Here is a 25,495-nt window from a genome sequence, read left to right on the forward strand (position 1 = left end):
CAGTCATTTTATTTTTTTTAAATCAGGATTATTTTTTTTAATTAATTTGTTTGAATTTTATAATTTTGATCTATGGAATCACACGAATCAGTCAAAGGTTTTTATGAAAGGAATGCTCTCAATCTGGCATCACACTGTCTTGGGGTTAACAGAATGGGGCACTTCAATGTTTTTTCACGGGAATATTGTTCTCCGCTGACTCCCTACAGCAGGAGAGATTATTATAAGATTTCACTGATCATAGGAAAAGGGAAACTCCATTATGCCGATAAATGGATTAAAGTAGACCGTCCGGCATTACTATTTTCAAACCCCATTATTCCTTATTCCTGGGAGGCCGATGATGAAGACCAGAAAGGCTGGTTTTGTCTGTTTACCGATCAGTTTCTGCATAATGGAAGCCGTATGGGAAATCTTCAGGATTCCCCGCTTTTCAAGATTGGAGGAACTCCGGTTTTCTTTGTGGATGATGAGCAGCAGCAGATACTTTCTGATATTTATATGAAGATGATGACGGAGATTCAGTCGGATTATATTCACAAATATGATATGCTGAGAGCTTATCTTCACCTGATGATTCATGAAACCATGAGAATGCAGCCGGCAGAAAGTTTTGAACCTTATCAGAATGCTTCACAAAGGGTTGCTTCCTTATTTATGGAATTGCTGGAAAGACAATTTCCCATTGACAGCCCCGAAGCCTTTTTAAAATTAAAAACACCCAATGATTACGCTCAGAGCCTTTCCATCCATGTGAATTCTTTAAACCGTTCTGTAAAAGAGATCACTGGAAAAACCACCAGCCAGCAGATTACAGGAAGAATTATTCAGGAAGCTAATGCTTTATTGAAACATACAGATTGGAATGTAGCTGAAATCGCTTATGGACTGGGCTTCGAAGAACCCGCTTATTTTACCAATTACTTTAAAAAACAAACCGGAATTACGCCTAATGCCTTAAGAATGGACATTGTTTGAATTTTATAATTCTTAGTTTGAATTCTATATCGGAATTGGCCTTTTCATGTTCTAATTTTGTCTTATAAAATTAAATCATACTTATCATGAAATTTAAAAAATTAGGAAACACAGACGAACAGTTATCATCAATCGGCTTAGGATGTATGGGAATGAGCTTTGCTTATGGCCCGGCAGATGAACAGGAAAGTATCAATACTTTACACAGAGCATTAGATTTAGGCGTTAATTTTTGGGATACTGCAGATATGTATGCCAACGGAGAAAACGAAAAACTAATCTCTAAGGTTTTAGTTCCGAACAGGGACAAGATTTTTATCGCAACCAAATTCGGATTCAGGTTTAAAGACGATAAGGCAAGCCACAGCGGAGCTCCGGGAACTTATTTTGACGGTTCTCCTGAATGGATCAGAAAGGCAGTAGATCTAAGTCTTCAAAGATTAAAAATAGATACTATTGACCTGTATTATGCTCACAGAGTGGATCCTAATATTCCTGTAGAGGAAACAGTAGGAGCAATGGCAGAGTTGGTAAAAGAAGGAAAAGTAAAATATATCGGATTATCTGAAGCTTCAGCTGAGTCTATCAGAAAAGCTAATAAAATTCACCCAATCGCAGCTTTGCAATCAGAATATTCTATCCTTACGAAAGATATTGAAAAAGAAATTTTACCAACTATCAGAGAACTGGGAATTTCTTTAGTACCATATTCACCGCTGGCAAGAGGTCTTTTTACCAATATTTATGATGTACAGAACCTTGGTGATGATGACTTCAGAAAATCACTGCCGCGTTATCAGCAGGAATACCTTGAAAATAATACCAAGCTGGCCAACGAGATTAATGAATTTGCAGCTTCCAAAGGCGTAAAAGGAACCCAGCTCGCCCTGGCTTGGGTATTGAACCAGGGAGATGACATCATCCCGATTCCGGGTACCAAACGAATTAAATATCTGGAAGAAAATATTGCAGCTGTCAATATAGATCTATCCCAATCAGATCTGGATACCATTGATGCTATTCTGAAAAAATACCCGAATGTAGGGGAAAGATACACCGAAGGCTCAATGAAACTGGTGAACAACTAAAGACTATTATAAAAACTGAGCTTCTGCTATGATGGGAGCTCAGTTTTTTGTTATTATTCTCACCAAGGAATATATTAATATGAAAAAACTAAATTATGAACAGAAGAGAACTATTAAAGAATGGTTTATTGGCAGGAACATTAAGCATGATTCCTTTTTCTAATATACTGGCAGAAAGCCCAAAAATCACTGAACAAACGGGTGATGATCTTTCCGGTTTTAAAAAACTGAAACTTGGTGAATTGGAGCTGTTTGTTCTTACAGACGGATATATTCATGAAGAAAACTTCAATGCATTTGCTCCCAGAGGAACTGTTTCTGAGCTGAAATCAATTCTTAAAAATAATTTCAGACCGGAGAATTATATTGATATGGCCATGAATATTCTATTGGTGAAAACAAATAATAAACTCATCCTGTTAGATACCGGAATGGGCATTTTTGCTGATGAAAGAACCGGATTCTTATTAAAAAGTCTCCAAAAAGCAGGCTTTTCACCAAAAGATATTACCGATGTTTTTATCTCTCATGCACATCCTGATCATATTGGCGGAGTAGTTGATAAAAAACAGAATCTGGTTTTTCCGAACGCCAATATTTTCATTTCAGAAACTGAACATGACTTTTGGATGAATGCTACTATTAAAGATTTTAATAACAGTGGCTTGAAAAAGCAGCCTGAATTACTCAATCAGATTATTCCTGCTGTTCAAAATATTCTAAAAACGATTCAGCCGAAACTTAAGTTTTATGATCTTAATAATCCACTCTATGACAATTTCGGTTTTCAGCTGGCTCCCGGTCATACTCCCGGTTTAACGGTGACAACTATTTCTTCAGGAAATGAAAAGCTGATCTACATTGCAGATTTGATTCATTCCGATGTAATTCTTTTCCAACATCCTGAATGGGGTTACTTCGGTGATACCGATCTGGATATTGCAACCGATTCAAGGAAAAAACTTCTTCAGCAGCTGGCTGATACCAAAGCCAGAGCATTTGCTTATCATTTGCCATGGCCTGGTCTGGGCTTTACAAAAATAAAATCCGGAGCATTTGAATGGTTCCCGGAAAGTTTTATGAATTAGGTGGCAGGTAATAGGTAATAGGTAATAGGTAATAGGTTGCAGGGATTAGGGGTGACAAATAGAAATTGAAAACAATAACCAATAGTAATAAGGTACTTGGCATTCCCCTCCTTCGGAGGGGTGGCAAAAATTCAAAGAATTTTTGACGGGGTGGTTAATTATAAGAGGTAATTCAATCACTAGAACCGGACTTTAGTTCACTTTTTCAATAAATATTTATTCATTCGGCTTTAGCCAAAACTTATTAATCATCAATATATACAACAAATCCTCCCGGGCAACGAGAGGATCTGTTTTTTATACATAAGAAAAAATTAGAGTTTATAATCATTAAGCTTCTTCAAATATCAGTTTGGTAGAATACAGCTTTCTGAACATAAGATAAGTCATAGTAAGTACAGAGAAAGCAACTATTGCGTCTGTTGTAGATGAAAAACCAAGTACCACGATTTTTGAAAAGAAAGCAAAAAGGATATCGAAAAACATTCCTGCAAATACCCATTCTTTCAACCTCAGTAATTTGTTGGGAAGGAGAAGAACGAGAGTACCTGATATTTTAAAAACCCCCAGTATATAAATGAAATGAGTTGGATAGCCTAGCTGCTGCGTAATGTCCCATACAACCGGATTCTTTGTGAGTTCAAAGAAACCGCTGGCTCCGAACCATAATGACATAAAAATTGCTCCTGTCCAATAGATGATTTTTGTTGTTTTTGTTTTCATTGTAGTATTATTTTTAGTTATTATTTTAAAAGTTATTTGAAAGCTGTTTTTGCTGATCCAGATATTTCTCCTGTTTTTGGGTTTTGAATAAAAGCTATGACTTCCCAGTTTTCAGGAGAAAAATCATCCGGAAGTTTAAATGTTGTTGTTCCTTCCTGTTGCTTATTCAGTGAGATATGATTTTGTTTGTGAACAATCTGCCAGTGATGGAGATGACGCCCTTCATTTTCACCTTTTCCTACCTGAGTGGAAGAATGTCTTTCAACCAGATTAATGAGAAGCATATTCTTAGGATCGGTGGTAGAAGTTTTATATTGTACATTGATCTCCTTCTGAGAAACATTTGCAGAGAGTTCTACATTTGTTTTTTTAGAATTAAACAAGGTTTCCTGGATTGCATTTTTGATAGAATGTTCATCAGACCCTACAAATTCCGTTTTTCCATTGACAACTAATTGAGGGGTATAAACCTGTGAATTCAAAATACGGCTGTATTGCTGTTGGCGCTGTGAGTTCTCAGCAGTACTGAATCGGTCTTTCCACCCAAGGCGGTTCCAGTAATCAACGTGGTAGGAGAGTAGATAAACCGGTTCGCCCTTATATTCTTTCCCTATTTTGCCCATTAATTCATCTGCCGGAGGACAGCTGGAGCAGCCTTCTGAAGTGAAAAGTTCCAAAACGGCAAAACCGTTTTCCGTGGTTGTATTTTGTGCCGTCTTTTGTACTTTATCTTGATGAATAAATGCTGAAGTAGCAAATAATAATGCGGTGAAAGCGCTTACTGTGATTAAGTTTTTTAGTATCATGTCTTTTAATTTGATTCAAAAGTAGATACTCTGGAAAGGTGAAAGAATACAAAAATGGTTCAACCGGACAAATCAAAAGGTGAATCTGGAAATTGGCCGGGGTAATGTTTTTTGAGAAGTGAAGAAATTAAGTTGGAGCCCGGAAGACCTCAAGGTTTTGGAGACTAATGATGTGCTCAGACAAAATCAAATAAAGAACCCTGATCATCACAATCAGGGGTATAATTTATTTTTAAAAGTTTTATATATTAGAATGGCTTCAGGTACTTCAAGCTTTCTTCCTATCTATCTTCCAGCCATGTAAAAAAGTTATGGGTCTTCTCTTTGTTAATGAGAAGTTTTTCCGGAGTTTCTACAGTAAGTTTCACCAATATTTTGCGCTGAAAATAATGTTCCATCTCCTTAATGGCTTTGAAGTTCACCAGATATTGCCTGTTAACCCTGAAGAATTGTTTATCAGAAACCTGTTCCGCAACCTGTCCCAAAGGCTGAGTAAGAGGAAACTGCTCTTTTCCAAATGTTACCAGATGGGTTATTTCATTATGGATATAAAAATAAGCAATGTCTTCCGTAAGAACTGTAGTGTATTTTTGATTTTTAAAAACCAGAAAACTACTCTTGCCAGCAGGCGCAGGCTGGTTGATTTTTTGTATCAGCAATTCCAGATCAGGAAGATCATTCTTCTGAAAGAATTTTTTCAGTTCATCAACCTTTCTCAGAGCTTCAGCAATATCTTCTTTGGAAAACGGTTTTAAAACATAATCAACCCCTTTGCTCTTAAAAGCATCCAGCATATATTGATCAAAGGCCGTACAGAAAACCACAGGACAGGTAATGTCCACGGATTTAAAAATCTCAAATGAAAGCCCGTCCGAAAGCTGGATATCCATAAAAATAAGATCTGGTTTCACATCCTTCAAGCCTTCAATACTTGTTTCAATACTGTCATAAACACCCAGTATCTTTGAGTCTGGTTTTAAATCTGAAATTAAATTCTGAAGGGATTTTGCAGCCCTGAATTCGTCTTCAATAATGATGATATTCATGGATTAATGGTAGTTTTATTTGAAAGTTTTTTTCGTCTGAATTAATAGTAATTTCCTTTTCCAGCAAGTGTTTGTAACGCATTTTGATATTGTCAAGTCCAACTCCCAGGGAATCTTCAGTGTTCATCTTTCGCTGTATAGGATTTTCAATCACAATTTGAGCATCAGCGGTGTATATTTTAATGTGTAAAGGCTTACTTTGCGAAACAATATTGTGCTTGATACAGTTTTCCACCAAAAGCTGAAGCGTAAAAGGAGGAATAAGGGTTTGGCCTGTTTCTTTTCCAAGCTCGTTGGTAAATTTAATTCCTTCACCAAAACGTGCTTTCTGAAGAAAAAGATAAGCGTCTACTATTTTCATTTCTTCCTGAACACTGATCAGGTCCAGTTTTCTGCTTTCGAGTGTAAACCGGTAAAAATCAGAAAGTTTCACAATGAAATCAACCGTTTCTTCGTCATGCGTTTCCGCCATTAATTTTAACGTATTCAGGCTGTTAAAAAGGAAATGTGGGTTGATCTGTTGTTTCAGTAATTCATACTGCGCCCCTAAATTGTCACTTTTAACCTTCTCCAGTTCAAGCTGTATCTGCTGGCCTGTATAATTATTCTGAAGCAAATTCAGGAACATATAGCACACCAGATTGATTAAGATTCCTCGTACTTCAATCATTAGCATAACCGGTCCGAAATTGATATGAGATAAAATAAGCTGCTGAACCCAGGCAAGTCCAAACATAATCACCATCCCGAAAGCCAGTACCACCATCAATCTTGAGTAGGAGATATGCTGTCTTCGTTTTGCGGTACGGTTCAGAATATAAATGTTGACATACCACATGATGACAGAAAATGCAGCTGTAATGGCTGAGTTGACTATCGCTTCTTTCCAGTTGAATTCATGAGAAGCAAGCTGAGGTACGGAAGATAAAATACCCAGAAAAATGGAGCTTATCCAGATAATGGCTTGTGAAATTTTTATTTTTTGCTGTTGCATGAAATCTACTGATTTGAAAAAGTTAAATTAATGCTTTTTATTGAAAATATTATGATAAATAGTGAAACGGGAGTTTTATTTTCATTCTGTATTTATCGGTTTTGTGAGATTGAATATTTATAAAAAGGAATCCAGAGTTTACTTTTAAGGTCTGCTGACAGGACGGTAGCTCATAAAATATTGTATTCTTTCTTCTTTGTTGGGAGAAATGGTCTTTCCAAGGTCATTTTTAATATCATAAGAAATATTTCCCAGCTGATCGGCCTGTACTGTTTCTATACTTACCAATTCCCCGGTGATTGTTCCACCTATATATTGAGGATTGTCATGATATTTCCAGGTAACCAGTTTCATCATTGAACCAGCTTCTGGTGTCTGATTTTCCTTTGATAAAGATTCTAAAGCTTTTTCATTGCCGTATAAAGCGGACATCGTTTCTTTCTTAGGATTCAAAGAATTGGAGATGAATTTTAAAGGTCCCGGGTCAAAAACAACCCTTGAAAGTCCATTATCTTTCTCATTATTTTCTTTGCTGCAGGCGGTAAGAGCAACAAGGCTTACCATTAAGATCAGTATTGTATTTTTCATTTTTTCTGTAGATTTTGAATTAATCTTTGGGTATTTACTTTCATGGGAACATCAAAAAGATAGTCTGTTTTCTCTGCTAATTGTCTGTGGCAGGCAATGCATGATTCTTTAGCAAATGATGCCGTTTTTCCGGTAGGGTGAAGGTCATCTCCTGAGAATTTTGCAAATCCCCAGCCTTCAGTATCTTGATATTGCTTGGAATCTTTTACCATAAACTGAGCATTGATAAATTTTCCGGGTCTGATCTCTCCGTCAGGTAATTCCTGTTGTTTCCATACAGATTTCACCACAATACTTCCGTCTGGCCATGGATGAAAGTTTTCTGTTTCCACCGCTTTTACCGCAATATCATTTCCATAAATAACACGGATGGAATTGTCAAAAAGAGTACTCATACTGATGACTTTCCAGTTTTTAAAATCTGGAGTATACTGAACTCCATTGGGCGAAACCGGAAAATTTGCTGGAGTTGGAACAGATGTACTGGAAGCCGGATGAGGTTCATTTTTATGTTGTGCTGCGGGATTTACTGAAGATAATGAAAGGGTATATTTTTTAATGGTTTCAATATCCTTTTCTGTAATCTTGGCAGAGGGATGAAGAAGCGTATATTCATGAAGAGGCATTTTCCCGCTCTGCATCATATTGAGAATAGCATACATTTTTCCCTGATGGTCAGCTGGAGAATATTTTTCCCACTCTGAGAAATTCAGGACTTCTCGGGCTCTCTTAATGTCTTTATTCACAGCCCAGGAAACAGGAGCAATTTTATCATACCAACTTAGGTTTTGCTGATTGGAATGACAGTTGAAACATGAGTTTTCAAGAATACTGATGACTTCCCTTGGTGCTTCAATCTTTCCTGTAACCGGTTTTCCTTCCAATGGTCTGCTGAATAGCTGCAATCCTCCGAAGATTCCTAATATAGCCAGAAATACTATAGCAATGGAGTTTCTTTTTTTCTTTACGGTATCCATAATGAGTATTGTTTTATTTTCTGGATCAAAAGTAGACGGATAGCCCGTGCTGTGAAACGGAAAACAGGCCGAGCCGGACAAATCAAAAGGTGAATCCGGAATTTTGAGCCCCGAAAATACACAAGAAAAATCCCGGTAATGATGTTACCGGGATCTGATTAAATCTAACGTTTATAGAGTAATACCACCGTCAATCACAATTTCGGTTCCGGTGACATAGCTTGAAATCTGATCATCTGATAAATAGCTAACCAGTTTAGCAACTTCTTTAGCTGTCCCCATTTTTTTCAATGGAATCTGATCTACGAGATGGTTTTGAATATTTTTCAATGTCTCTTCATCAAGTCCAGCCTTACTCATAATCTCAGTTTTTATAGGACCGGGACTGATCATATTCACTCTGATTTTTCTTGGAGCTAATTCTGCCGCTGCTGTTTTTGCAATTGAGTTCAACGCAGCTTTGCTTGCCTGATAAGCAGAACTGTTAGGCTTATAGGTAGAAGCCACAATGGATGATAAAAAGATGACAGACGCACCATCATTTAATAAGGGAATGAATTTGCTTAATGTAAAATATGCACCCCTGAAATTGATGTTCATCACCTGATCAAAATTTTCGAGATCCATATTCTCAATGGAGGTCAGGGTTCCTGTAATTCCTGCATTGATAAACAGGATATCTATTTTTCCGAACTGTTTTTCTACTTCTTCTTTTAAAAGATCAATATCACTAAGATTTGCCTGATCTGCGATGAATGGGATAGCACCAAGCTCCTGAGCCGCTTTTTCTACTGCTTCTTTTCGTCTTCCAGTGATAACGACTGTTGCACCTTCTGAAATAAGTTCTTTTGCTGCAGCGAATCCGATTCCGCTGTTTCCTCCTGTCACGATAGCCAGTTTGTTACTGAATTTTTTCATTGTAAAATTTTTGACAAAGTTATTTCAAAATGGTATACTTTTGTTATCAGTATCACAGAGTATACCAGTATCATTCATGATATCACTTAACTTTGCAATTATGGAAAGAGATCAAAACGAAGAACTTAGAGCCTTACAGGATACCCTTTATTTTATCGGAGGAAAATGGAGAATTCCTGTGATCAATTCGCTTTGTAATGGGAACAGACGCTTCAGGGAAATTGAACGGAGTATTCCCGGAATTACAACAAGAATGCTTTCAAAAGAACTGAAAGATATGGAACTGAATAAACTGTTAAAACGGAACGTTTATCCAGAAACTCCTGTTTTAATAGAATATGAACCCACAGAATACTGCCGGACTTTTGGAAACATCATTATGGAAATGATTAACTGGGGCAGGGAGCACAGAAGAGTGATTGTGGAGGATAGATAGGTGAGAGGTGATAGGTTGCAGGGATTAGGAATTAGATGCATTAACCTTGACTAATGAATATGTGCTCAATTCCCCTCCTCTGGAGGGATGTCAAAAATTCTTTGAATTTTTGACGGGGTGGTTTTAATACTACACTATTAAAACGATAATTGACTAAAAAAAGCCCCTTAAAAAGGAGCTTTTATTTTTATATCAAAACGAATAATTAAATTCCGTCAATGATTTCATTTAAAACAGTACTAGGTCTCATGGTTGCATACGTTTTATACGTATCAGCTTTGTAGTATCCTTCAATATTTTGAGGTCTACCCTGAGCACCAATTAATTCTGCATTGATTACTTCTTCATTTTCCTGCATTGCCTGTGCAACCGGAGCAAATTGTTTAGCCAACTCAGCATCAGCAGTTTGGTTAGCTAGTGCTTCAGCCCAGTACATTGCCAAATAGAAGTGAGAACCTCTGTTATCAATCTGACCTACTTTTCTTGCAGGAGATTTATCTGTAGCTAAGAATTTAGCATTAGCTTCATCCAATGCATCAGCTAACACCTGAGATTTTGTATTTCCCTGAGTCTGTGCCAAGTGCTCTAAAGACGCCTGAAGTGCTAAGAATTCACCTAGAGAATCCCACCTTAAGTATCCTTCTTCTAAGAACTGCTCAATATGTTTAGGAGCAGAGCCTCCAGCACCAGTTTCAAATAAACCGCCACCATTCATCAATGGAACAATAGAAAGCATTTTTGCAGAAGTTCCAAGTTCAAGAATTGGGAATAGATCCGTTAAGTAATCTCTCAATACGTTTCCTGAAACAGAGATCGTATCTTTACCTTCTCTTGCTCTCTTAAGCGTTTCAGTCATCGCATCTTTTACATCAAGAATTCTGATGTCAAGACCTGTTGTATCGTGGTCAGCAAGATATTTTTCTACTTTTTTGATGATTTCTCTGTCATGAGCTCTTCCTTTGTCTAGCCAGAAGATAGCCGGTGTATCAGATAATCTTGATCTGTTTACCGCTAATTTTACCCAGTCCTGGATAGGAGCATCTTTAGTCTGACACATTCTGAAGATATCATCTTTTTCTACTTTTTGAGAAAGAAGAACGTTTCCAGCTTCATCCTGAACTTCTACAGTTCCTTCAGCAGACAATTGGAACGTTTTATCATGAGAACCATATTCTTCAGCTTTCTGAGCCATTAAACCTACGTTTGGAACAGATCCCATTGTAGTAGGGTCTAATTTCCCGTTCGCTTTCATATCGTCAATTACAGACTGATAGAAACCTGCATAAGAACGGTCTGGAATGATACAAACTGTATCTTCTTCATTTCCTTCTTTGTTCCACATTTTACCTCCGCCTCTTACAAGAGCAGCCATAGATGCATCAACGATGATATCAGAAGGTACGTGGAAGTTAGTAATTCCTTTGTCAGAATTTACCATGGCCACTCTTGGTCCTTCAGCAAGAGCTTTTTCAATATCAGCTTTAATGTCAGCTTCCTGAGCATTTCCTTTGATTTTTTCGAAAAGATCAGCAAGACCGTTATTTGGATTGATGTCTAAAGACTTGAAAGTCTCAGCATATTTTGTAAATACTTCTTTGAAGAAAGTCTCAACGATAGCCCCGAAAATGATTGGATCAGAGATTTTCATCATGGTAGCTTTAAGGTGGGCAGAAAGAAGTATGTTTCTTTTCTTAGCCTCCTCAATTGCCTCCTGAACAAATACTTTTAATGCATTTAAATTCATTACAGAAGAATCAATAACTTCACCAGCCTGAAGACCTGCGAAATCTTTTAATACAGATTCAGAACCATCATTTCCTTTGAATACAATTCTGTATTTTGCAGCATTTTCTAGGGTAGTAGAATTTTCTGTACCGTAGAAATCACCATTATTCATATGAGCTACGTCAGTTTTGCTGTCAGATGCCCAGTTACCCATTCTGTGAGGGTTTGCTTTTGCATAGTTTTTAACGGCTTTTGGAGCACGTCTGTCAGAGTTTCCTTCTCTTAACACAGGGTTTACAGCGCTTCCTAATACTTTAGCATATTTAGCCTTGATTGCTTTTTCTTCGTCATTTTTAGGTTCTGCAGGATAGTTTGGAACAGCGAAACCTTTACCTTGTAGCTCTGCAATAGCTGCATCCAATTGCGGTACAGAAGCAGAAATATTAGGTAACTTAATGATATTAGCGTCAGGTTGAGTAGCCAATTGGCCTAGTTCTGATAAAGCATCACCAATTTTTTGGTCATCTTTTAAAAACTCAGGGAAGTTTGCTAAAATTCTTCCTGCCAAAGAAATATCCGGAACCGCAATTTCGATATTTGCTGATTTAGTAAATGCTTTTACAATAGGTAAAAACGAGTGAGTAGCCAGCATTGGAGCTTCATCAGTAAGAGTGTAATAGATTTTTGATTTTTCTGACATTATACTGTTATTTTTTATTTGAAATTTTAAGTCCCACAAATTTAGTTAAAATTTAAATTTTGGGATGAATCCTTTATCGAGTTTTTTTACTTTAAGATTAATTTAACCTTAATAAGACCGTGGAAATTTTCTTTTTTGATTAAATTTGAAAAACTAAAAAATAAAATTATGTCCACGACAATCACTTTAAAAGGAAACGAAGTACACACAATAGGAGCTTTACCATCTGTAGGAACCACTGTAAAAGATTTTGCATTGGTAGATTCAGGATTAAATGTGAAAACACTTGAAACTTTTGAAGGAAAGAGAAAAGTGTTCAATATTTTCCCAAGTATTGATACCCCTACTTGTGCCGCTTCTTCCAGAAAATTCAATGAAGAGGCTTCAAAACTTGACAATACAGTAATCATCAATGTTTCAAAAGACCTTCCGTTTGCTTTAGGAAGATTCTGTGCAGCTGAAGGATTGAACAATGTAGAAACACTTTCAGATTTCAGAAGCAGTTTTGGAGATGATTATGAAGTGACAATCGCAGATTCACCTTTGAAAGGACTATTGAGCCGTGCCGTGATCGTTACAGACGAAAATAATCAAGTAGTATATACTGAGCAGGTTTCAGAAATTGCTGACGAACCTAATTACAATGCGGCTCTTGCAGCATTGAAATAATAAAAATAATTTTTGTAGAAAAGCCTTGTGAATGTAATTTTTGCAAGGCTTTTTTTGAATGTAAAACCTAATCAAACACCAAATGATGTCAGACAATTACAAGAAATATGGAGAACTTTTTCAGGTAGACTCGGAACATTTTGAAGAATTTTATGCACTCCTTCATGATACAGTATTTTTAAAATCTGATTTTTTTCTAAAACAGGGAGACAAATGCAAATACCTTGGCTTTATTAAAAAAGGAACAATCAGATGTTTTTATATCAATGATCAGGGTCGTGAAATCAATTTTGGGTTCTATTTTGAAAATGAATTTTTTACCGATTACGAAAGCATACTTTGCGATACCGTGTCCAATATGAATATCCAGGCACTGGAAAACTGTGAGATTCTACTGCTGAGTAAGGATCATCTGCGGGCTTTATACAAAAAAGAAGCCTACTGGCAGCAATTCGGACGTGTGATGAGTGAAAAGATTTATCTGGATGCTAAAAAAAGAATTGATGACCTGTTGTGCTATTCTCCGGAAAACAGATACCTCAATCTTGTAAAAAAACAACCTGCACTTTTCCAGAAAGTAGCCCAGAAACACATTGCCAGTTACCTTGGTGTAACAGAGCAGTCACTCAGCCGGATAAGAAGCCGGATTGTTAATTAACTTAAGTTAACGTCCACTGATATTTTAAACTTTAGCTTTACCATCATCAAATTTTAACACAATCATTATGGAACAAAAAGAATTAACCATTATTTTGGTACACGGAGCATGGGGAGACGGATCGCACTGGCAATACGTTATTCCTTCACTTACAAAAGCAGGGTATAAAGTAAGAAGCGTTCAGAATCCACTTACTTCATTGCAAGACGATATTAATAAGACTAAAGATCTTATTGATGCCCAAGACGGGAAAGTGCTTTTAGTAGGGCATTCTTATGGAGGTGCCGTTATTTCAGGAGCGGGACACCATGATAAAGTAGCAGGATTGGTTTATATTGCTGCCTTTGCACCTGATGCAGGCGACAGTCTGGGCTCTCTGTTGGGAAGACGTGAGTCACCAGGTGGAGCTAGTATTTATCCGGATAATAAAGGTTTTTTATGGATCAAATACGATGAATTTAAATCTGCTTTCTGCCAGGATTTAGATGATGAAAAAGCATTGGTGATGTCGTTATCACAAAAACCTATTCATGGGCAATGTTTTGGAGATGTAGCGGGAGAACCTGCATGGAAAATTCGCCCAAGTTGGTATCAAATCTCGTTACAGGACCGTATGATCCCTGCAGAAACGGAAAAAGAAATGGCAGAGCGTCTTGAACCTAAAAAAATAATTTCTCTGGATGCAGGACACGCTTCATTGGCATCACATCCGGAAGAAGTTACTCAGTTGATCTTAGAAGCAGCAGCGGCTGTTTAAAAACAACATACAATACAATAATTGATTAGCCTTGTGAAATTTTATGTAATTTCACAAGGCTTTTTTAATGAAAAACTAGTACAAAATGGTAAAAAGAATCGTAGCCAATATTAAAACGGATGATCTTTCGCAGGCAGACCTTTTCTATCAGGAAATTCTGGAACTGAATGTTTTGATGGATCATGGCTGGATAAAGACTCTGGGAAATAATGAAGAGGCAAAAGTTCAGATCAGTTTTGCTGAACAGGGAGGAAATGATACTGAAGTTCCCGATCTTTCCATTGAAGTAGATAATGTAGATGAAATTTATGATAAAATGAAAAATGCAGGCTTTGAAATCACTTACGAGCTGACCAATGAAGAATGGGGAGTTCGCAGATTTTTTGTTAAAGATCCATTTCAAAAACTGATCAATATACTGTCTCACCAATAAACTATCTTATAATGAAAGCAGAACGGATAATTCCTATTTTAAGAATCTTCGATTATCAGAAAACAAAAGAATTCTATGTAGACTGGCTGGGGTTTGAGATCGTATGGGAACATTATTTTGATGAAAATACTCCCGTTTATATGGAAGTGAAAAGAGAAAATATTATTTTCCACTTAAGTGAACATCATGGTGACGGTACGCCCGGAACCAGAGTAGCTATCTGGGGGGAAGGTGTTCCTGAATATCATAAAGAACTGATTGGCAAAAAATACAAATACAACCGTCCGGGACTTGAAAAAACATTTTATGGCGCTGTATCTTTTACCGTAATTGATCCTTTCGGAAACAAAATTACATTCGAAGAAGAATTTGATGAAGAGAAACACAAAGACCTTGAATTTTATTCACAGGATTAATTCTTTTCAAGTACTTTAACTATTATTAATGGATCATGCTTTCAAATATACATCAGGAATTTGAACCCTCTGAAGAACTTCAGGATGCCATAAAATGTTTTTGGTATAACAGAAGAGATTATGGAGAAACACCGTCCGGATTTACTGTGCTTCCAGATGGATATGCTGAAATTATTTTTCATTTCGGCAGCGGATGCAGTATTACCCAGGATGGGAATGTACAGTCTTTACCCTCTCCATTTATCATGGGTCTGCTCAATCAACCCGCTCTTTTTTATGCTCAAAATCAATTGGAAATCATCAGTGTAAGATGTTTTCCATGGGCTGTTTTTGACTTACTGGGGCTTTCTTCAGAAAAAACTGAAAACGTAGCTCATACATTTGAACATCCGGTTGCCCAGCTTCAATCTGTATTAAATGATCTCGTTACTGCAGGTAAAATAGAAGAAGCCATATCTCAGGTAGAACAATACTTTCTGAAATTACGGTCACAGATTACGGTTGACAGTCTGCTCTTCAAAGCAGGAGCTGCTATGAGAAAAGCAAATGGGACTATTCCTGTCAATCAGGTGGCTGATGCTGCTCATATGACGGTTCGCACATTAGAAAGAAAATTTAAACAATATTCCGGTCATACCGTTAAAGATATATCTGGGGTGATGCGTTTTGAACAGATAAGAAACCGGTTATGGCTTTCTCCTGAAACTTCTCTTGCCGCTCTGGCTCAGGAGTTTTGCTATAGTGATCAGCCTCATTTAAGCAGAGACTTTAAAAAATATACTGGAATAACACCTGCCGCTTTTGCCCGCGAAATCAGAAAAAGAAAACAGATGGTAAACAATGATTTTGTCGCATTTGTACAAGCCTGATGCCATAACATTCCTGAATTTTGTGGTCTAATAAATACATCACAAAATTATGCTACTCAATCATAAAAAAATAGCCATTATTGGCGCAGGTCCGGTTGGTTTAACCATGGCAGTCTTATTACAGCAGAAAGGTATTGAAGTAAATGTTTATGAAAGAGATAAGAACGCACAGACAAGAGTTTGGGGCGGAACTTTAGATCTTCACCGGGAATCAGGACAGAAAGCAATGAAAAAGGCTGGATTGTTGGATAAATATTACGATATCGCCTTGCCTATGGGAATTAAAATCGCTGATGAACATGGCAGTATACTTTTCACAAAAGAAATCACACCTGAAAATCAATATGACAACCCGGAAATCAACAGAAACCATTTAAGAGAAATGTTGCTGAACAGCCTTTCAGATAATACGGTAATTTGGGATATGAACTTTACCGGAATGGAAGAAAATAACGGGAAATGGCAGCTTCATTTTAAGGATAAACCTGATGTTACTGCGGATTTGGTCATAGGCGCTAATGGCGGAATGTCTAAAGTAAGAAAATATGTAACAGACACAGAAGTAGAAGATACAGGAACTTTTATCATTCAGGGAGATATTCCTCAACCTGAGAAAGCATGTCCCGAATTCTTTGAATGGTGCGACGGGAAAAGACCAATGACCGCTTTTGAAGGCAATTTATTGGTAGCCAATCCTTATAATAACGGAGCAATGACGTATGGAGTTATATTCAAAAAGTCTGAAGAATGGAAAAATGGCTGTAACTTGGACTTTAAGGATACAGAACAGGTTCGTCGGTTTCTTTCTGAAAGATTCTCTGCATGGAATGAACTTTATCAACAGCTATTTAATTCAACTTCCTTTTTTGTAGGGCTGCCGACAAGAAAAATTCCATTAGACAAACCCTGGAAAAATAACCGCTCTTTGCCTGTAACACTTATTGGAGATGCTGCACATCTGATGCCGCCTTTTGCAGGGCAGGGAGTGAATAGCGGGCTGATGGATGCTTTAATCTTATCAGAAAACCTGACAGAAGGAAAATATCAAAGCATAAATGAAGCTATTGACGCTTACGAACAAAAAATGTTTGTCTATGCCAAAGAAGCACAGCAGGAATCCAGTAAAAATGAACTGGAAATGCGTGATCCCGGTTTCTCTTTTACAAGTCTTATCCAATAACTGTGATAATAGAATTAATGATTCTGGTCATTAAATAGTAATGGGAATAAAACTTACCTTTACATTTTAAAAATATAATGAAACGTTCAGGAACAGCAGATTTACCTCTTCACTATGGCAAAGTACCGCCATGGCTGTATGAGCGTATGTCTGTTCTGGGACTTTCTATTATCGAAGTCATTCTCATGGATTATGGGAAAGATGAGGTATTGCGCCGATTGGCAGATCCGTTCTGGTTTCAGAGTTTTGGAGCGGTGATGGGAATGGACTGGCATTCTTCAGGAATTACCACTTCTGTCATGGGAGCATTGAAACGTTCTATTAATCCCAATTCACAATCCCTGGGACTTTATATCTGCGGGGGAAAAGGGAAGTTTTCCCGGGAAACTCCGTCAGAGCTGATCAGAATTGCTGATAAAACGGGACTCAATGGAACAGACCTGGTAAGAGCCAGCAAGCTTTCTGCAAAAGTAGATAATACGGCAATTCAGGACGGCTATCAATTGTATCTGCACAATTTCATCCTTTCCGATACTGGAAACTGGAGCGTTATTCAGCAGGGAATGCATGAGTCGGACGGAACAGCAAGACGTTATCACTGGCATTCTGAAAACATTACATCATTTGTAGAACAGCCTCATACAGGGATCAACGGAATTTCAAGAGGAAAGATTCTTAACCTTACAGATACTGAAGCTTCTGAGAACAGAAAAGGAATTTTAGATATTTCCCATACCGATTCTGCGGAAGTGATGAAAGATTTCGCAAGATTGATTCTTCCTGCTCACCATGACGTTCAGGCTTCCGATGTAGATCTTAAGCGTCTGGGAGCACTTTTATATGTTACTCAGGAACAGCAGCCACAAAATTTTGAAGATTTACTGTTGCTGGAAGGAGTAGGGCCAAGAACCATGCAGTCATTGGCTTTGGTAAGTGAAGTCATTCACGGAGCTCCCTCAAGATTTGCCGATCCGGCAAGGTTTTCCTTCGCGCATGGAGGAAAAGACGGACATCCTTTTCCTGTTCCTGTCAATACCTATGATGAAAGTATCAGCATCCTGAAAAAAGGAATAGAAAAGTCCAAATTGGGAAATTCTGATAAATTAAATTCCCTGAATAAACTTCATCAGATTGTAATCAACGCCGAAAAAGATTTCACTCCGGATTTTGATATTCAGCAGGTGATTGAAGAAGAAAGACAAAACTCGTGGCGTTTTGGCGGAAAAACGGTATTTGGAGATGCCCAGAAACCCAACACTCCGAAATCGATACAGCTTTCCCTGTTTTAAAATATTTCTTTAAAAAACTTTACAATCACTATCATCGGCAAATACTCATTCCCATCCTCTGGAGGGGTAGCGAAAATTCAAAGATTTTTTTGACGGGTGGTTAAATGAGTGTTTAAAAGCTGTTAGTTTCAAAATACCTTTAATCTCAATGTGGTATATGCTTTTTTATAAAAGTATTATATTCTTTGTTTAATGTTTTTTGCTCTTAATTCAATTAAAAATTTTATTTTTAAAGTCTGAAAAAATAGACACCAATGACCAATAAAGCCTTAGAAATCTGCTACGACTTTCCCTTTTTTTTCCGTGAGGAACTGGATGAGATATTTCAGGCTCATGAGAAAACATCTTTCCAAAAAGGAGATTTCATTCTTGAGGAAGGAAAAACAGCCAATGAATATTATATTCTTGAAAGCGGATTGGCGCGTTCCTATGTTAATGATTTCAACGGAAATGAAGTAACCACTCACTTTTTCGTAGAAAATGAAGTCATTATTGAGGTTTTGTCAATGTTTCAGCGGGTTCCCTCTCAGGAAAATATCGTTTGTATTACAGATTGTGAATGCTTGAGGATGGATTATGATACCTTTCAGGAATTATTCCATAAAATTCCAAACCTTAGAGAATGGGGAAGATCATGGATGTCTCAGGAACTTTTTGCTTACAAACAGCGCTCCGTAGAAATGTTCACGCTTTCAGCAACCAAAAGATACCTTAATCTGCTGGAGCAGAAATCTAAAGTCATACAATTTGCACCATTGAAGCAGATAGCTTCCTATCTTGGAGTTACAGACACTTCTTTGAGCCGTATTCGCAAAGAAATAGTTTCCCATCCTAAGAAAAATTAAATCTTGCCCTATGACAAGTTGATTTTCATTGCACCTTGGTAATTTTGGATAACAGATTAACACTAAAATTACAAAAATGAAAGTCAATCAAATTTATGTGAACCTTCCGGTAAAAGATGTACAGAAAACAAAAGAATTCTGGACTAAGGTTGGTTTTTCGATTAATGAACAATTCTCTGATGATAAAGCAGCCTGTGTTGCTTTGAATGATACCATCTATGTTATGTTTCTGCAGGAAGATTATTTTATGACCTTCACCAATAAGCCTGTTGCCAAAGAAAATACCAGTCAGGTTCTTGTAGCCGTAGGTTTGGACAGCCGTGAAGATGTAGATAAAATAGTGAATACCGCTGTAGAAAACGGAGCATGGCAGCATGAAGAACCTCAGGATTACGGATGGATGTATCAGAACTCTTTCTGGGATCTGGACGGACATGGCTGGAACATGACGTTTGCTGATATGTCGCAAATGCCGGCAGAATAGCTTATATCCCGATAAAAATTAAATCTTGTCTTATGGCAAGCACATTCTTACCATACCTTGGTAACTTTGAATACAATACACCACTAAAAATTACAAAATGAACATTAACGATATATACGTCAATTTACCCGTAAAAGACGTACAAAAAACCAGAGAATTCTGGACAGATCTTGGCTTTTCTATCAATGAACAGTTTTCAAACGATAAGGCAATATGCGTGGTAATGAAAGAAAATCATATTTATACCATGTTTCTCAAAGAAGATTTCTTTCAGACCTTTACGAACAGACCTTTTGCGAAAGGAGATACTACACAGGTACTTCTTGCCATTGGGGTAAACAGCCGGGAAGAAGTAGACCAGATGGTAAAAACAGCCATCGGAAACGGAGGTTCAAAATATGGCGAGCCCGTAGATTACGGGTGGATGTATCAAAGCAGCTTTGCTGATATCAACGGCCATCAGTGGGAAGTGATGCATGGAGACGTATCTCAGATGCCTGCGGAATAACTTATTAAATACACACCCTATGGAAACACAATCAAACGATATAGAAATCATAAAAAATCAGGTAGCCAGTACTTATTATGTGATTACTTCAAATATCGATGGCATTTCCCATGAAGAATCTATGATTTTTCCCAATGGTGAAGCCAATTGTATGAACTGGATTCTTGGACATTTGATCTACATCAGAAATCCCTTACTGAATATTCTTGGAGAAGAATCCGTTTGGGACAGCGAAAAATTTTCATTTTATAACAGAGGTGAAATTGCTTTAGATCACAAAGATGAATTAATCAACTTCGAAGATTTAAAATCCTATTTGAAACAATCTCAGGACAGGCTGGAAGCAAAACTAGATACACTTGACAGCTTTAAACCGGAAATGGTTAAAGATATTTCAACCTTAAGCCTTCATGAAATTTACCACAGTGGGCAATTAGGATATCTCCGCAGAATCTTAGGAAAACCGGGCGCCATAAAATAGATTCCTTGCTTGCTCGGAATGACAAATGAACTGTCGCAGTTTTCCATACTATTTTTAGAAGAGTACAATTTTATCGAAGATAAATCCTTGCGCCTTAAAAATGCACAGTTTGTAAAATACTTTGCGCCTTTGCGTTTCTCTTAACTCTTAACTCTTCAACCTTCTAATATAAAATTAAAATGGACACACCAAAATCAAAAAAAATGGAAATCATTATTCCGGCTTACAGAATGCACTCCCAAAGCTTTATGAATGTTTTGGAAGGTATATCGGAAGAAGATGCATTGAAAAGAATTGAAAATAAAACCAACCATATCATATGGATGGCAGGGAATTTTGTCAACATGCGCTATGGCTTAGGCTGGGTGCTTGGAATACAGGAAGAAGACCCTTACAGTGACTTATTTTTCCAGGGAAAAGCACTGGATGAAAGCTTTAAATATCCCACTTTAACTGAACTGAAGGAAAACTTTCATAAAATTTCCGCTAAAGTATACCAAAGACTTCATGAAGTAACAGATGAAGAACTGGATGAGATATTTGAAATAGGAATGAATATTCCCTTTATTAAAGAAACAAAACTCAATTTTGTTGGAATGTGTATTGGCCGTGAAGACTATCTCTGCGGGCAGATAGGCTTGATGCGCAGAATTCTGAACTATCCCGGAATGAAGTATGATGTAGACGAAAATCTTAAATACTAACAATGAATCCGGTAGAAAAAGGCTATAAAAAAGTCAATGGCATTCAATTATATTACGAGATCTATGGATCCGGAAAATCACTCGTTCTGATTCATGGCGGAGGATCTTCCATCCTGTACGATTTTAAAGAAGTCATTGCCAGACTGGAGGACAAGTTCCAACTCATAGGAATCGATCTGCAAAATCACGGACGCAGTGAACACCGCGATATTCCTGAAACCTTTGAACAGGATGCCGATGATGTTGCCGGACTTTTAGCAGAATTAAACATCGGAAAAGCTTCCTTTTGGGGATTCAGTAATGGTGGCAGTACAGTGATACAAATTGCCCATCGACATCCAGGAATAGTAGAAAAACTGGTCGTTGCCTCTGCATTTTATAAAAGAAACGGAATGATAGACGGCTTTTTTGAAGGAATGCAGGAAGCCACTTTTGAATCAATGCCCGAACCTTTCAAAATTAATTTTTTAAATCTCAATCCGGATTTTTCAAAACTGGAAAACCTTTTCGAGAAAGACTGCAAGAGGATGCAGACATTTGAAGACTGGGATGACGAGGTGCTGACTTCCATACAATCACCCACATTATTCATCAGTGGTGATCAGGATGTCATGAAACCGGAACATGCAGCAGCAATGTGGCGCCTGGTGAAAGGCTCCCGGTTAATGATACTTCCCGCAACGCATGGTATTTATATGATGCCTGACTTTGACGGAAGTATTGACATCAACTTAATAGACTTTACCGTCAGAGAAGTAGAAAAATTTATAATCCATTAAGAACTTTGGAAATAATGAATAGTGCTAAGTAAATATTTCTGATTTACAATATGTTAAATGTAGTTGCACTTACTATTCATACTCAATTAATTAATCCTTAATGGAAGAACAATAGAACCTTATATTTTATAATAATAACTTTAAAATTAAAAATCATGGCTAAATTAAATCCGTATCTGAATTTTGATGGAACAGCTGAAGAAGCGTTCGGTTTCTACAAAACTGTTTTCGGTGGTGAATTCGTTGGAGGAATTCATAAAATGGGAAATGCTCCCGGTACAGAAAACCTTTCAGAAGAAGAAAAAAACAGGGTAATGCACATTGCACTGCCTATTGGAGGTGACCTTTTAATGGCATCAGACATTGTACCTGGGTTTGGGCAGACTCTTACCGTGGGAAACAATAATTACGTTTCTGTTTTCCCGGATTCCAGAAATGAGGCCGACAGAATCTTTAAAGAACTCTCTGACGGTGGAAATGTTGAAATGCCGATTGAAGATCAGTTTTGGGGAGACTATTTCGGATGCTTTCAGGATAAATATGGTGTTCATTGGATGGTGAACTATAATGATGAATACGCAAAATAATCCTATATTTAACTAATTATAAAAAGAGGTGCCCATTTTTTTGGGCAGCTCTTTATTCAAACTATAAAAAAATTAGAACTATGGATCCAATTAAAATAGACATTACAATTTTAGCACCCGTTGAAAAAGTTTGGAATTATTTCAATGAGCCAAAGCATATCACAAAATGGAATTTCGCCCACGAAAGCTGGCAGTGTCCTAGTTCTGAAAATGATCTGAAAGTAGGAGGCAAATTCAAAAACAGAATGGAAGCTAAAGACAAAAGTTTCGGATTCGATTTTGAAGGAGTTTATGATGAAATTATTCCTCATGAGGTTATCAAATATCATATGGAGGACGGACGGAAAGTGGAAATTGTTTTCGATAAAATAGATGAAAACACAACGAAAGTTATTGAAATTTTCGATCCGGAAAAACAAAATTCAGTGGAAATGCAGCGAGATGGCTGGTATGCTATTCTTAACAATTTCCACAAGTATGTTGAGAATCATTAACAATATTTTTTGTAGCCATGATCAATTTAGTTATCATGTCCAAGAGTTTAAATTCCATTTATGCTTTTAATTATGACTCTAAAGAAGAATTTCTTCATGGAGTTATTGCCATACCTGCAAGAAGAGCTTTAGAAAAAGAAAAAATAAATTCTTTGGAAATACTTTCAGATTATTCCGAGAAAGAAATTATGCAGCTGCATGGTTTCGGGAAAAATACGATGGTGAAACTGAAGAATTATATGAAAGAAAATCAGGTATGTTTTAAAGAAGCATAAAAAGTATAACTAAACCATTTTACGGTGTCATTGCACACGAAGTAGAGTAATCTCTTTAAAAGCAAAGACATAAGATTTCTTTTGCTGTAAAATTAATCAGCAGAAGATTACACATTCCTAAGAAAAAAGTAAAACATTATAAATCAATCCATTTAAATATAAAATTATGAACAACGATATTTTCCCATGTCTCTGGTATGACGGAGACGCCAAACAGTCTGCCGAATTTTATTGTAAAGTTTTTGGAGGTGAGATCACAGCAGATACGCCTGTGGTAATGAATATTGATTTGTTTGGACAAAGATTGATGCTTCTGAATGGCGGCCCTCAATTCAAAAAAAATGCTTCCATCTCTTTCATGGTGATCTGTGAAACGGAAGATGAGGTTCAAAAGTACTGGGATCAGTTACTTGTTGGTGGGATGGCTTTGATGGAACTGGGATCTTACTCATGGAGCAAAAAATATGGCTGGGTTCAGGATCAATATGGAGTGACATGGCAGTTGTTTTTAGGCGAAAAAGCTAGCGGTCAGAAAATAATTCCTACCTTGATGTTTATCCATGGAAACAATGGAAAAGCAAAAGAAGCAATGGAACTCTATACCAAAACGTTCCCCAACTCCAGCATTGGAAATATATTGACCTATGGGGCAGGAAGTGAAGGTCACGATGTCCCGGAACCGGCTGAAAATGTTCAGCATGCTCATTTTGTGATAGACAATTACAGCCTATTCTGCATGGATAATTCTTATGATCATCAGTTTGATTTCAATGAAGGAATTTCGCTGGTGGTAATGACGGACGATCAGCTGCAGACGGATAACTACTGGAACACGCTTACAGCAGACGGAGGCAGAGAAAGTATGTGCGGCTGGCTGAAAGATAAATATGGGCTGAGCTGGCAGATTGTGCCTAAAAAACTCATTCAGTTAATGAACGATTCCGATAGGGAAAAAGCCTATAAAGTAGTTCAGGCTATGATGAAAATGCAGAAAATAATTATCCAGGATTTGGAAGATGCTTATCATTCTTAAATATTTTCGGCGTATTGTTTGATGTAATTTAGAGAAAAGATTTGCTTATGAAGACACAGAACAAATCAAAATCTAAGTCAAAAGTCCCTAAAGAAGGACTGTTTCCGGAAATTATCCGCAACGATTATCAGGGAAGCCGGAAGCTGAAGGGTAAAAAAGCCGTTATTAGTGGAGGAGACAGCGGAATAGGGCAGGCTGTAGCCGTTCATTTTGCCAGAGAAGGAGCAGACGTCGCCGTTATCTACAAAGAAAGCGATGATGATGCCAAAGAGACTCAAAAACTGGTTGAGAAAGAAGGACAGAAATGCCTTCTGATAAAAGGCGATCTTACCCGGAAAACATTCAGAACCCAATGCGCAGACAAGATTAAAAAAGAGTGGAAAAAACTTGATATTCTTGTGAATAATGCAGGAATTCATACCTCCAAAAGCAGTCTGGAAAAAATCTCTGATGAGCAGATTCAGGAAACATTTGATACCAATATCATTTCCATGATTTCTTTCACCAGAAATTTTCTTCCGCTGATGGGAAAAGGAGGAAGAATCATCTGCACGACATCTGTCACAGCATACCGCGGAAGCGATCATTTAATTGATTATGCCGCTACAAAAGGAGCCGTGTTGTCTTTTATCCGTTCATTGGCAGATAACCTTGCCGGAAAAGAAATTCTGGTCAACGGAATTGCACCCGGACCTATATGGACTCCGCTTGTGAAAGAAGCTTTTGATGACCTTTCCAAATTTGGAAAAGACACTCCGCTGAAGCGTGCGGGACAGCCATCAGAAGTGGCTCCTGCCTATGTTTTTCTCGCGTCTAAAGATGCAAGCTATATCACGGGAGAAATCATTCACATCAATGGAGGTGATTTTGTCGGAGGATAGAATGAAATGCTGGATGCCAGAAGTTAGAAATTAGAAAATCACAGATCAATACACTCTTACTCTAAGACTCTCAAACCCTCAGACAC

General features: G+C 37.4%; 31 protein-coding genes. 23 read left to right on the plus strand and 8 right to left on the minus strand.

Annotated elements, in window-relative coordinates:
* Positions 1-72 precede the first annotated feature (72 nt).
* From GFU89_RS00505 to GFU89_RS00515, 3 genes are all read left to right on the plus strand, one after another.
* Positions 73-978: a helix-turn-helix transcriptional regulator gene (locus GFU89_RS00505; RefSeq protein WP_318845262.1), complete on the plus strand. Its 906-nt coding sequence runs from the start codon at positions 73-75 to the stop codon at positions 976-978.
* An 86-nt stretch (positions 979-1,064) separates the two neighbouring features.
* Entirely contained in the window at positions 1,065-2,066 is a 1,002-nt protein-coding gene (locus tag GFU89_RS00510; protein ID WP_318845263.1) for an aldo/keto reductase, read from the plus strand.
* A 95-nt stretch (positions 2,067-2,161) separates the two neighbouring features.
* Positions 2,162-3,154 (plus strand): MBL fold metallo-hydrolase, encoded by a 993-nt coding sequence (locus tag GFU89_RS00515; RefSeq protein ID WP_318845264.1) that lies wholly within the window; start codon positions 2,162-2,164, stop codon positions 3,152-3,154.
* Between the two features lie 330 nt (positions 3,155-3,484).
* Here the strand turns inward: GFU89_RS00515 and GFU89_RS00520 are convergent, their stop codons facing one another.
* The 7 genes from GFU89_RS00520 to GFU89_RS00550 all read right to left on the minus strand — a co-directional run bounded on the left by GFU89_RS00520 (position 3,485) and on the right by GFU89_RS00550 (position 9,206).
* Entirely contained in the window at positions 3,485-3,877 is a 393-nt protein-coding gene (locus GFU89_RS00520) for a DoxX family protein (RefSeq protein ID WP_318845265.1), read from the minus strand.
* A 32-nt stretch (positions 3,878-3,909) separates the two neighbouring features.
* On the minus strand, positions 3,910-4,683 hold the full coding sequence (locus tag GFU89_RS00525) for a DUF1223 domain-containing protein (protein WP_318845266.1): 774 nt from the start codon (positions 4,681-4,683) through the stop codon (positions 3,910-3,912).
* A 281-nt stretch (positions 4,684-4,964) separates the two neighbouring features.
* The gene (locus tag GFU89_RS00530) at positions 4,965-5,729 is read right to left on the minus strand and encodes a LytTR family DNA-binding domain-containing protein (RefSeq protein WP_318845267.1); all 765 of its coding nucleotides are present in this window, start codon (positions 5,727-5,729) and stop codon (positions 4,965-4,967) included.
* Positions 5,710-6,723 (minus strand): sensor histidine kinase, encoded by a 1,014-nt coding sequence (locus GFU89_RS00535; RefSeq protein WP_318845268.1) that lies wholly within the window; start codon positions 6,721-6,723, stop codon positions 5,710-5,712. Before GFU89_RS00535 ends, GFU89_RS00530 begins: the two co-directional genes overlap by 20 nt.
* Before the next feature lie 144 nt (positions 6,724-6,867).
* Positions 6,868-7,311, minus strand: coding sequence for a hypothetical protein (locus GFU89_RS00540; RefSeq protein ID WP_318845269.1), 444 nt, complete (start codon positions 7,309-7,311; stop codon positions 6,868-6,870).
* The gene (locus tag GFU89_RS00545; protein WP_318845270.1) at positions 7,308-8,288 is read right to left on the minus strand and encodes a heme-binding domain-containing protein; all 981 of its coding nucleotides are present in this window, start codon (positions 8,286-8,288) and stop codon (positions 7,308-7,310) included. The genes GFU89_RS00540 and GFU89_RS00545 overlap by 4 nt, the downstream gene beginning before the upstream one ends.
* 171 nt (positions 8,289-8,459) lie before the next feature.
* Positions 8,460-9,206, minus strand: coding sequence for an SDR family oxidoreductase (locus GFU89_RS00550; RefSeq protein ID WP_318845271.1), 747 nt, complete (start codon positions 9,204-9,206; stop codon positions 8,460-8,462).
* A gap of 100 nt (positions 9,207-9,306) precedes the next feature.
* On the opposite strand from GFU89_RS00550, the gene GFU89_RS00555 reads away from it, so the two are divergent.
* A complete protein-coding gene (locus GFU89_RS00555) occupies positions 9,307-9,642 on the plus strand; it encodes a helix-turn-helix domain-containing protein (protein ID WP_318845272.1) in 336 nt (111 codons plus the stop codon).
* Positions 9,643-9,847: 205 nt separating this feature from the next.
* On the opposite strand, the gene GFU89_RS00560 is transcribed toward GFU89_RS00555, so the two are convergent.
* Complete coding sequence (locus GFU89_RS00560; RefSeq protein WP_318845273.1) at positions 9,848-12,067, minus strand: NADP-dependent isocitrate dehydrogenase; 2,220 nt, start codon at positions 12,065-12,067, stop codon at positions 9,848-9,850.
* A gap of 168 nt (positions 12,068-12,235) precedes the next feature.
* Here GFU89_RS00560 and tpx point away from each other — a divergent pair, with 168 nt between their 5' ends.
* The 19 genes from tpx (at position 12,236) to GFU89_RS00655 (ending at position 25,409) form a co-directional block, all read left to right on the plus strand.
* Complete coding sequence (gene tpx, locus GFU89_RS00565) at positions 12,236-12,736, plus strand: thiol peroxidase (RefSeq protein ID WP_318845274.1); 501 nt, start codon at positions 12,236-12,238, stop codon at positions 12,734-12,736.
* 82 nt (positions 12,737-12,818) lie between these two features.
* The gene (locus GFU89_RS00570; protein WP_318845275.1) at positions 12,819-13,394 is read left to right on the plus strand and encodes a Crp/Fnr family transcriptional regulator; all 576 of its coding nucleotides are present in this window, start codon (positions 12,819-12,821) and stop codon (positions 13,392-13,394) included.
* Between the two features lie 67 nt (positions 13,395-13,461).
* On the plus strand, positions 13,462-14,151 hold the full coding sequence (locus GFU89_RS00575; RefSeq protein WP_318845276.1) for an alpha/beta hydrolase: 690 nt from the start codon (positions 13,462-13,464) through the stop codon (positions 14,149-14,151).
* Between the two features lie 85 nt (positions 14,152-14,236).
* On the plus strand, positions 14,237-14,584 hold the full coding sequence (locus GFU89_RS00580; RefSeq protein WP_318845277.1) for a VOC family protein: 348 nt from the start codon (positions 14,237-14,239) through the stop codon (positions 14,582-14,584).
* 11 nt (positions 14,585-14,595) lie between these two features.
* Positions 14,596-15,000: a glyoxalase superfamily protein gene (locus GFU89_RS00585; RefSeq protein WP_318845278.1), complete on the plus strand. Its 405-nt coding sequence runs from the start codon at positions 14,596-14,598 to the stop codon at positions 14,998-15,000.
* 35 nt (positions 15,001-15,035) lie between these two features.
* A complete protein-coding gene (locus GFU89_RS00590) occupies positions 15,036-15,869 on the plus strand; it encodes a helix-turn-helix domain-containing protein (RefSeq protein WP_318845279.1) in 834 nt (277 codons plus the stop codon).
* 49 nt (positions 15,870-15,918) lie between these two features.
* Positions 15,919-17,049 (plus strand): NAD(P)/FAD-dependent oxidoreductase, encoded by a 1,131-nt coding sequence (locus GFU89_RS00595; protein ID WP_318845280.1) that lies wholly within the window; start codon positions 15,919-15,921, stop codon positions 17,047-17,049.
* Positions 17,050-17,126: 77 nt separating this feature from the next.
* Entirely contained in the window at positions 17,127-18,338 is a 1,212-nt protein-coding gene (locus GFU89_RS00600) for a DUF763 domain-containing protein (RefSeq protein ID WP_318845281.1), read from the plus strand.
* Positions 18,339-18,592: 254 nt separating this feature from the next.
* Positions 18,593-19,183, plus strand: coding sequence for a Crp/Fnr family transcriptional regulator (locus GFU89_RS00605; RefSeq protein ID WP_318845282.1), 591 nt, complete (start codon positions 18,593-18,595; stop codon positions 19,181-19,183).
* Positions 19,184-19,259: 76 nt separating this feature from the next.
* A complete protein-coding gene (locus GFU89_RS00610; protein WP_318845283.1) occupies positions 19,260-19,667 on the plus strand; it encodes a VOC family protein in 408 nt (135 codons plus the stop codon).
* Between the two features lie 97 nt (positions 19,668-19,764).
* Positions 19,765-20,175: a VOC family protein gene (locus tag GFU89_RS00615; protein ID WP_318845284.1), complete on the plus strand. Its 411-nt coding sequence runs from the start codon at positions 19,765-19,767 to the stop codon at positions 20,173-20,175.
* A gap of 19 nt (positions 20,176-20,194) precedes the next feature.
* Positions 20,195-20,656, plus strand: coding sequence for a hypothetical protein (locus tag GFU89_RS00620; RefSeq protein ID WP_318845285.1), 462 nt, complete (start codon positions 20,195-20,197; stop codon positions 20,654-20,656).
* A 203-nt stretch (positions 20,657-20,859) separates the two neighbouring features.
* Positions 20,860-21,360, plus strand: a complete 501-nt coding sequence (locus GFU89_RS00625) for a DinB family protein (protein WP_318845286.1) — start codon at positions 20,860-20,862, stop codon at positions 21,358-21,360.
* Positions 21,361-21,362: 2 nt separating this feature from the next.
* Positions 21,363-22,139 (plus strand): alpha/beta hydrolase, encoded by a 777-nt coding sequence (locus GFU89_RS00630; protein WP_318845287.1) that lies wholly within the window; start codon positions 21,363-21,365, stop codon positions 22,137-22,139.
* A 155-nt stretch (positions 22,140-22,294) separates the two neighbouring features.
* Positions 22,295-22,726, plus strand: a complete 432-nt coding sequence (locus GFU89_RS00635; RefSeq protein ID WP_318845288.1) for a VOC family protein — start codon at positions 22,295-22,297, stop codon at positions 22,724-22,726.
* A gap of 80 nt (positions 22,727-22,806) precedes the next feature.
* The gene (locus GFU89_RS00640; RefSeq protein ID WP_318845289.1) at positions 22,807-23,220 is read left to right on the plus strand and encodes an SRPBCC family protein; all 414 of its coding nucleotides are present in this window, start codon (positions 22,807-22,809) and stop codon (positions 23,218-23,220) included.
* A 35-nt stretch (positions 23,221-23,255) separates the two neighbouring features.
* Positions 23,256-23,495, plus strand: coding sequence for a hypothetical protein (locus tag GFU89_RS00645; protein ID WP_318845290.1), 240 nt, complete (start codon positions 23,256-23,258; stop codon positions 23,493-23,495).
* A 166-nt stretch (positions 23,496-23,661) separates the two neighbouring features.
* Positions 23,662-24,528: a VOC family protein gene (locus GFU89_RS00650; protein WP_318845291.1), complete on the plus strand. Its 867-nt coding sequence runs from the start codon at positions 23,662-23,664 to the stop codon at positions 24,526-24,528.
* A 47-nt stretch (positions 24,529-24,575) separates the two neighbouring features.
* The gene (locus GFU89_RS00655; protein ID WP_318845292.1) at positions 24,576-25,409 is read left to right on the plus strand and encodes an SDR family oxidoreductase; all 834 of its coding nucleotides are present in this window, start codon (positions 24,576-24,578) and stop codon (positions 25,407-25,409) included.
* The last annotated feature ends 86 nt before the right edge of the window (positions 25,410-25,495 follow it).

The organism is Chryseobacterium sp. JV558 (genome assembly GCF_033712365.1).
In the GTDB taxonomy this organism is placed as follows: domain Bacteria; phylum Bacteroidota; class Bacteroidia; order Flavobacteriales; family Weeksellaceae; genus Chryseobacterium.

Bases quoted from the DNA above. Each gene is read 5' to 3' on its own strand.
- GFU89_RS00535 (WP_318845268.1), bottom strand. From the start codon at position 6,723: ATGCAACAGCAAAAAATAAAAATTTCACAAGCCATTATCTGGATAAGC.
- GFU89_RS00570 (WP_318845275.1), top strand. From the start codon at position 12,819: ATGATGTCAGACAATTACAAGAAATATGGAGAACTTTTTCAGGTAGAC.
- GFU89_RS00555 (WP_318845272.1), top strand. From the start codon at position 9,307: ATGGAAAGAGATCAAAACGAAGAACTTAGAGCCTTACAGGATACCCTT.
- GFU89_RS00515 (WP_318845264.1), top strand. From the start codon at position 2,162: ATGAACAGAAGAGAACTATTAAAGAATGGTTTATTGGCAGGAACATTA.
- GFU89_RS00650 (WP_318845291.1), top strand. From the start codon at position 23,662: ATGAACAACGATATTTTCCCATGTCTCTGGTATGACGGAGACGCCAAA.
- GFU89_RS00610 (WP_318845283.1), top strand. From the start codon at position 19,260: ATGAAAGTCAATCAAATTTATGTGAACCTTCCGGTAAAAGATGTACAG.
- GFU89_RS00575 (WP_318845276.1), top strand. From the start codon at position 13,462: ATGGAACAAAAAGAATTAACCATTATTTTGGTACACGGAGCATGGGGA.
- GFU89_RS00645 (WP_318845290.1), top strand. From the start codon at position 23,256: ATGTCCAAGAGTTTAAATTCCATTTATGCTTTTAATTATGACTCTAAA.
- GFU89_RS00655 (WP_318845292.1), top strand. From the start codon at position 24,576: ATGAAGACACAGAACAAATCAAAATCTAAGTCAAAAGTCCCTAAAGAA.
- GFU89_RS00615 (WP_318845284.1), top strand. From the start codon at position 19,765: ATGAACATTAACGATATATACGTCAATTTACCCGTAAAAGACGTACAA.
- GFU89_RS00505 (WP_318845262.1), top strand. From the start codon at position 73: ATGGAATCACACGAATCAGTCAAAGGTTTTTATGAAAGGAATGCTCTC.
- GFU89_RS00600 (WP_318845281.1), top strand. From the start codon at position 17,127: ATGAAACGTTCAGGAACAGCAGATTTACCTCTTCACTATGGCAAAGTA.
- GFU89_RS00525 (WP_318845266.1), bottom strand. From the start codon at position 4,683: ATGATACTAAAAAACTTAATCACAGTAAGCGCTTTCACCGCATTATTA.
- GFU89_RS00635 (WP_318845288.1), top strand. From the start codon at position 22,295: ATGGCTAAATTAAATCCGTATCTGAATTTTGATGGAACAGCTGAAGAA.
- GFU89_RS00590 (WP_318845279.1), top strand. From the start codon at position 15,036: ATGCTTTCAAATATACATCAGGAATTTGAACCCTCTGAAGAACTTCAG.
- GFU89_RS00510 (WP_318845263.1), top strand. From the start codon at position 1,065: ATGAAATTTAAAAAATTAGGAAACACAGACGAACAGTTATCATCAATC.
- GFU89_RS00545 (WP_318845270.1), bottom strand. From the start codon at position 8,288: ATGGATACCGTAAAGAAAAAAAGAAACTCCATTGCTATAGTATTTCTG.
- GFU89_RS00520 (WP_318845265.1), bottom strand. From the start codon at position 3,877: ATGAAAACAAAAACAACAAAAATCATCTATTGGACAGGAGCAATTTTT.
- GFU89_RS00580 (WP_318845277.1), top strand. From the start codon at position 14,237: ATGGTAAAAAGAATCGTAGCCAATATTAAAACGGATGATCTTTCGCAG.
- GFU89_RS00540 (WP_318845269.1), bottom strand. From the start codon at position 7,311: ATGAAAAATACAATACTGATCTTAATGGTAAGCCTTGTTGCTCTTACC.
- GFU89_RS00625 (WP_318845286.1), top strand. From the start codon at position 20,860: ATGGAAATCATTATTCCGGCTTACAGAATGCACTCCCAAAGCTTTATG.
- GFU89_RS00630 (WP_318845287.1), top strand. From the start codon at position 21,363: ATGAATCCGGTAGAAAAAGGCTATAAAAAAGTCAATGGCATTCAATTA.
- tpx (WP_318845274.1), top strand. From the start codon at position 12,236: ATGTCCACGACAATCACTTTAAAAGGAAACGAAGTACACACAATAGGA.
- GFU89_RS00560 (WP_318845273.1), bottom strand. From the start codon at position 12,067: ATGTCAGAAAAATCAAAAATCTATTACACTCTTACTGATGAAGCTCCA.
- GFU89_RS00640 (WP_318845289.1), top strand. From the start codon at position 22,807: ATGGATCCAATTAAAATAGACATTACAATTTTAGCACCCGTTGAAAAA.
- GFU89_RS00595 (WP_318845280.1), top strand. From the start codon at position 15,919: ATGCTACTCAATCATAAAAAAATAGCCATTATTGGCGCAGGTCCGGTT.
- GFU89_RS00585 (WP_318845278.1), top strand. From the start codon at position 14,596: ATGAAAGCAGAACGGATAATTCCTATTTTAAGAATCTTCGATTATCAG.
- GFU89_RS00605 (WP_318845282.1), top strand. From the start codon at position 18,593: ATGACCAATAAAGCCTTAGAAATCTGCTACGACTTTCCCTTTTTTTTC.
- GFU89_RS00550 (WP_318845271.1), bottom strand. From the start codon at position 9,206: ATGAAAAAATTCAGTAACAAACTGGCTATCGTGACAGGAGGAAACAGC.
- GFU89_RS00530 (WP_318845267.1), bottom strand. From the start codon at position 5,729: ATGAATATCATCATTATTGAAGACGAATTCAGGGCTGCAAAATCCCTT.
- GFU89_RS00620 (WP_318845285.1), top strand. From the start codon at position 20,195: ATGGAAACACAATCAAACGATATAGAAATCATAAAAAATCAGGTAGCC.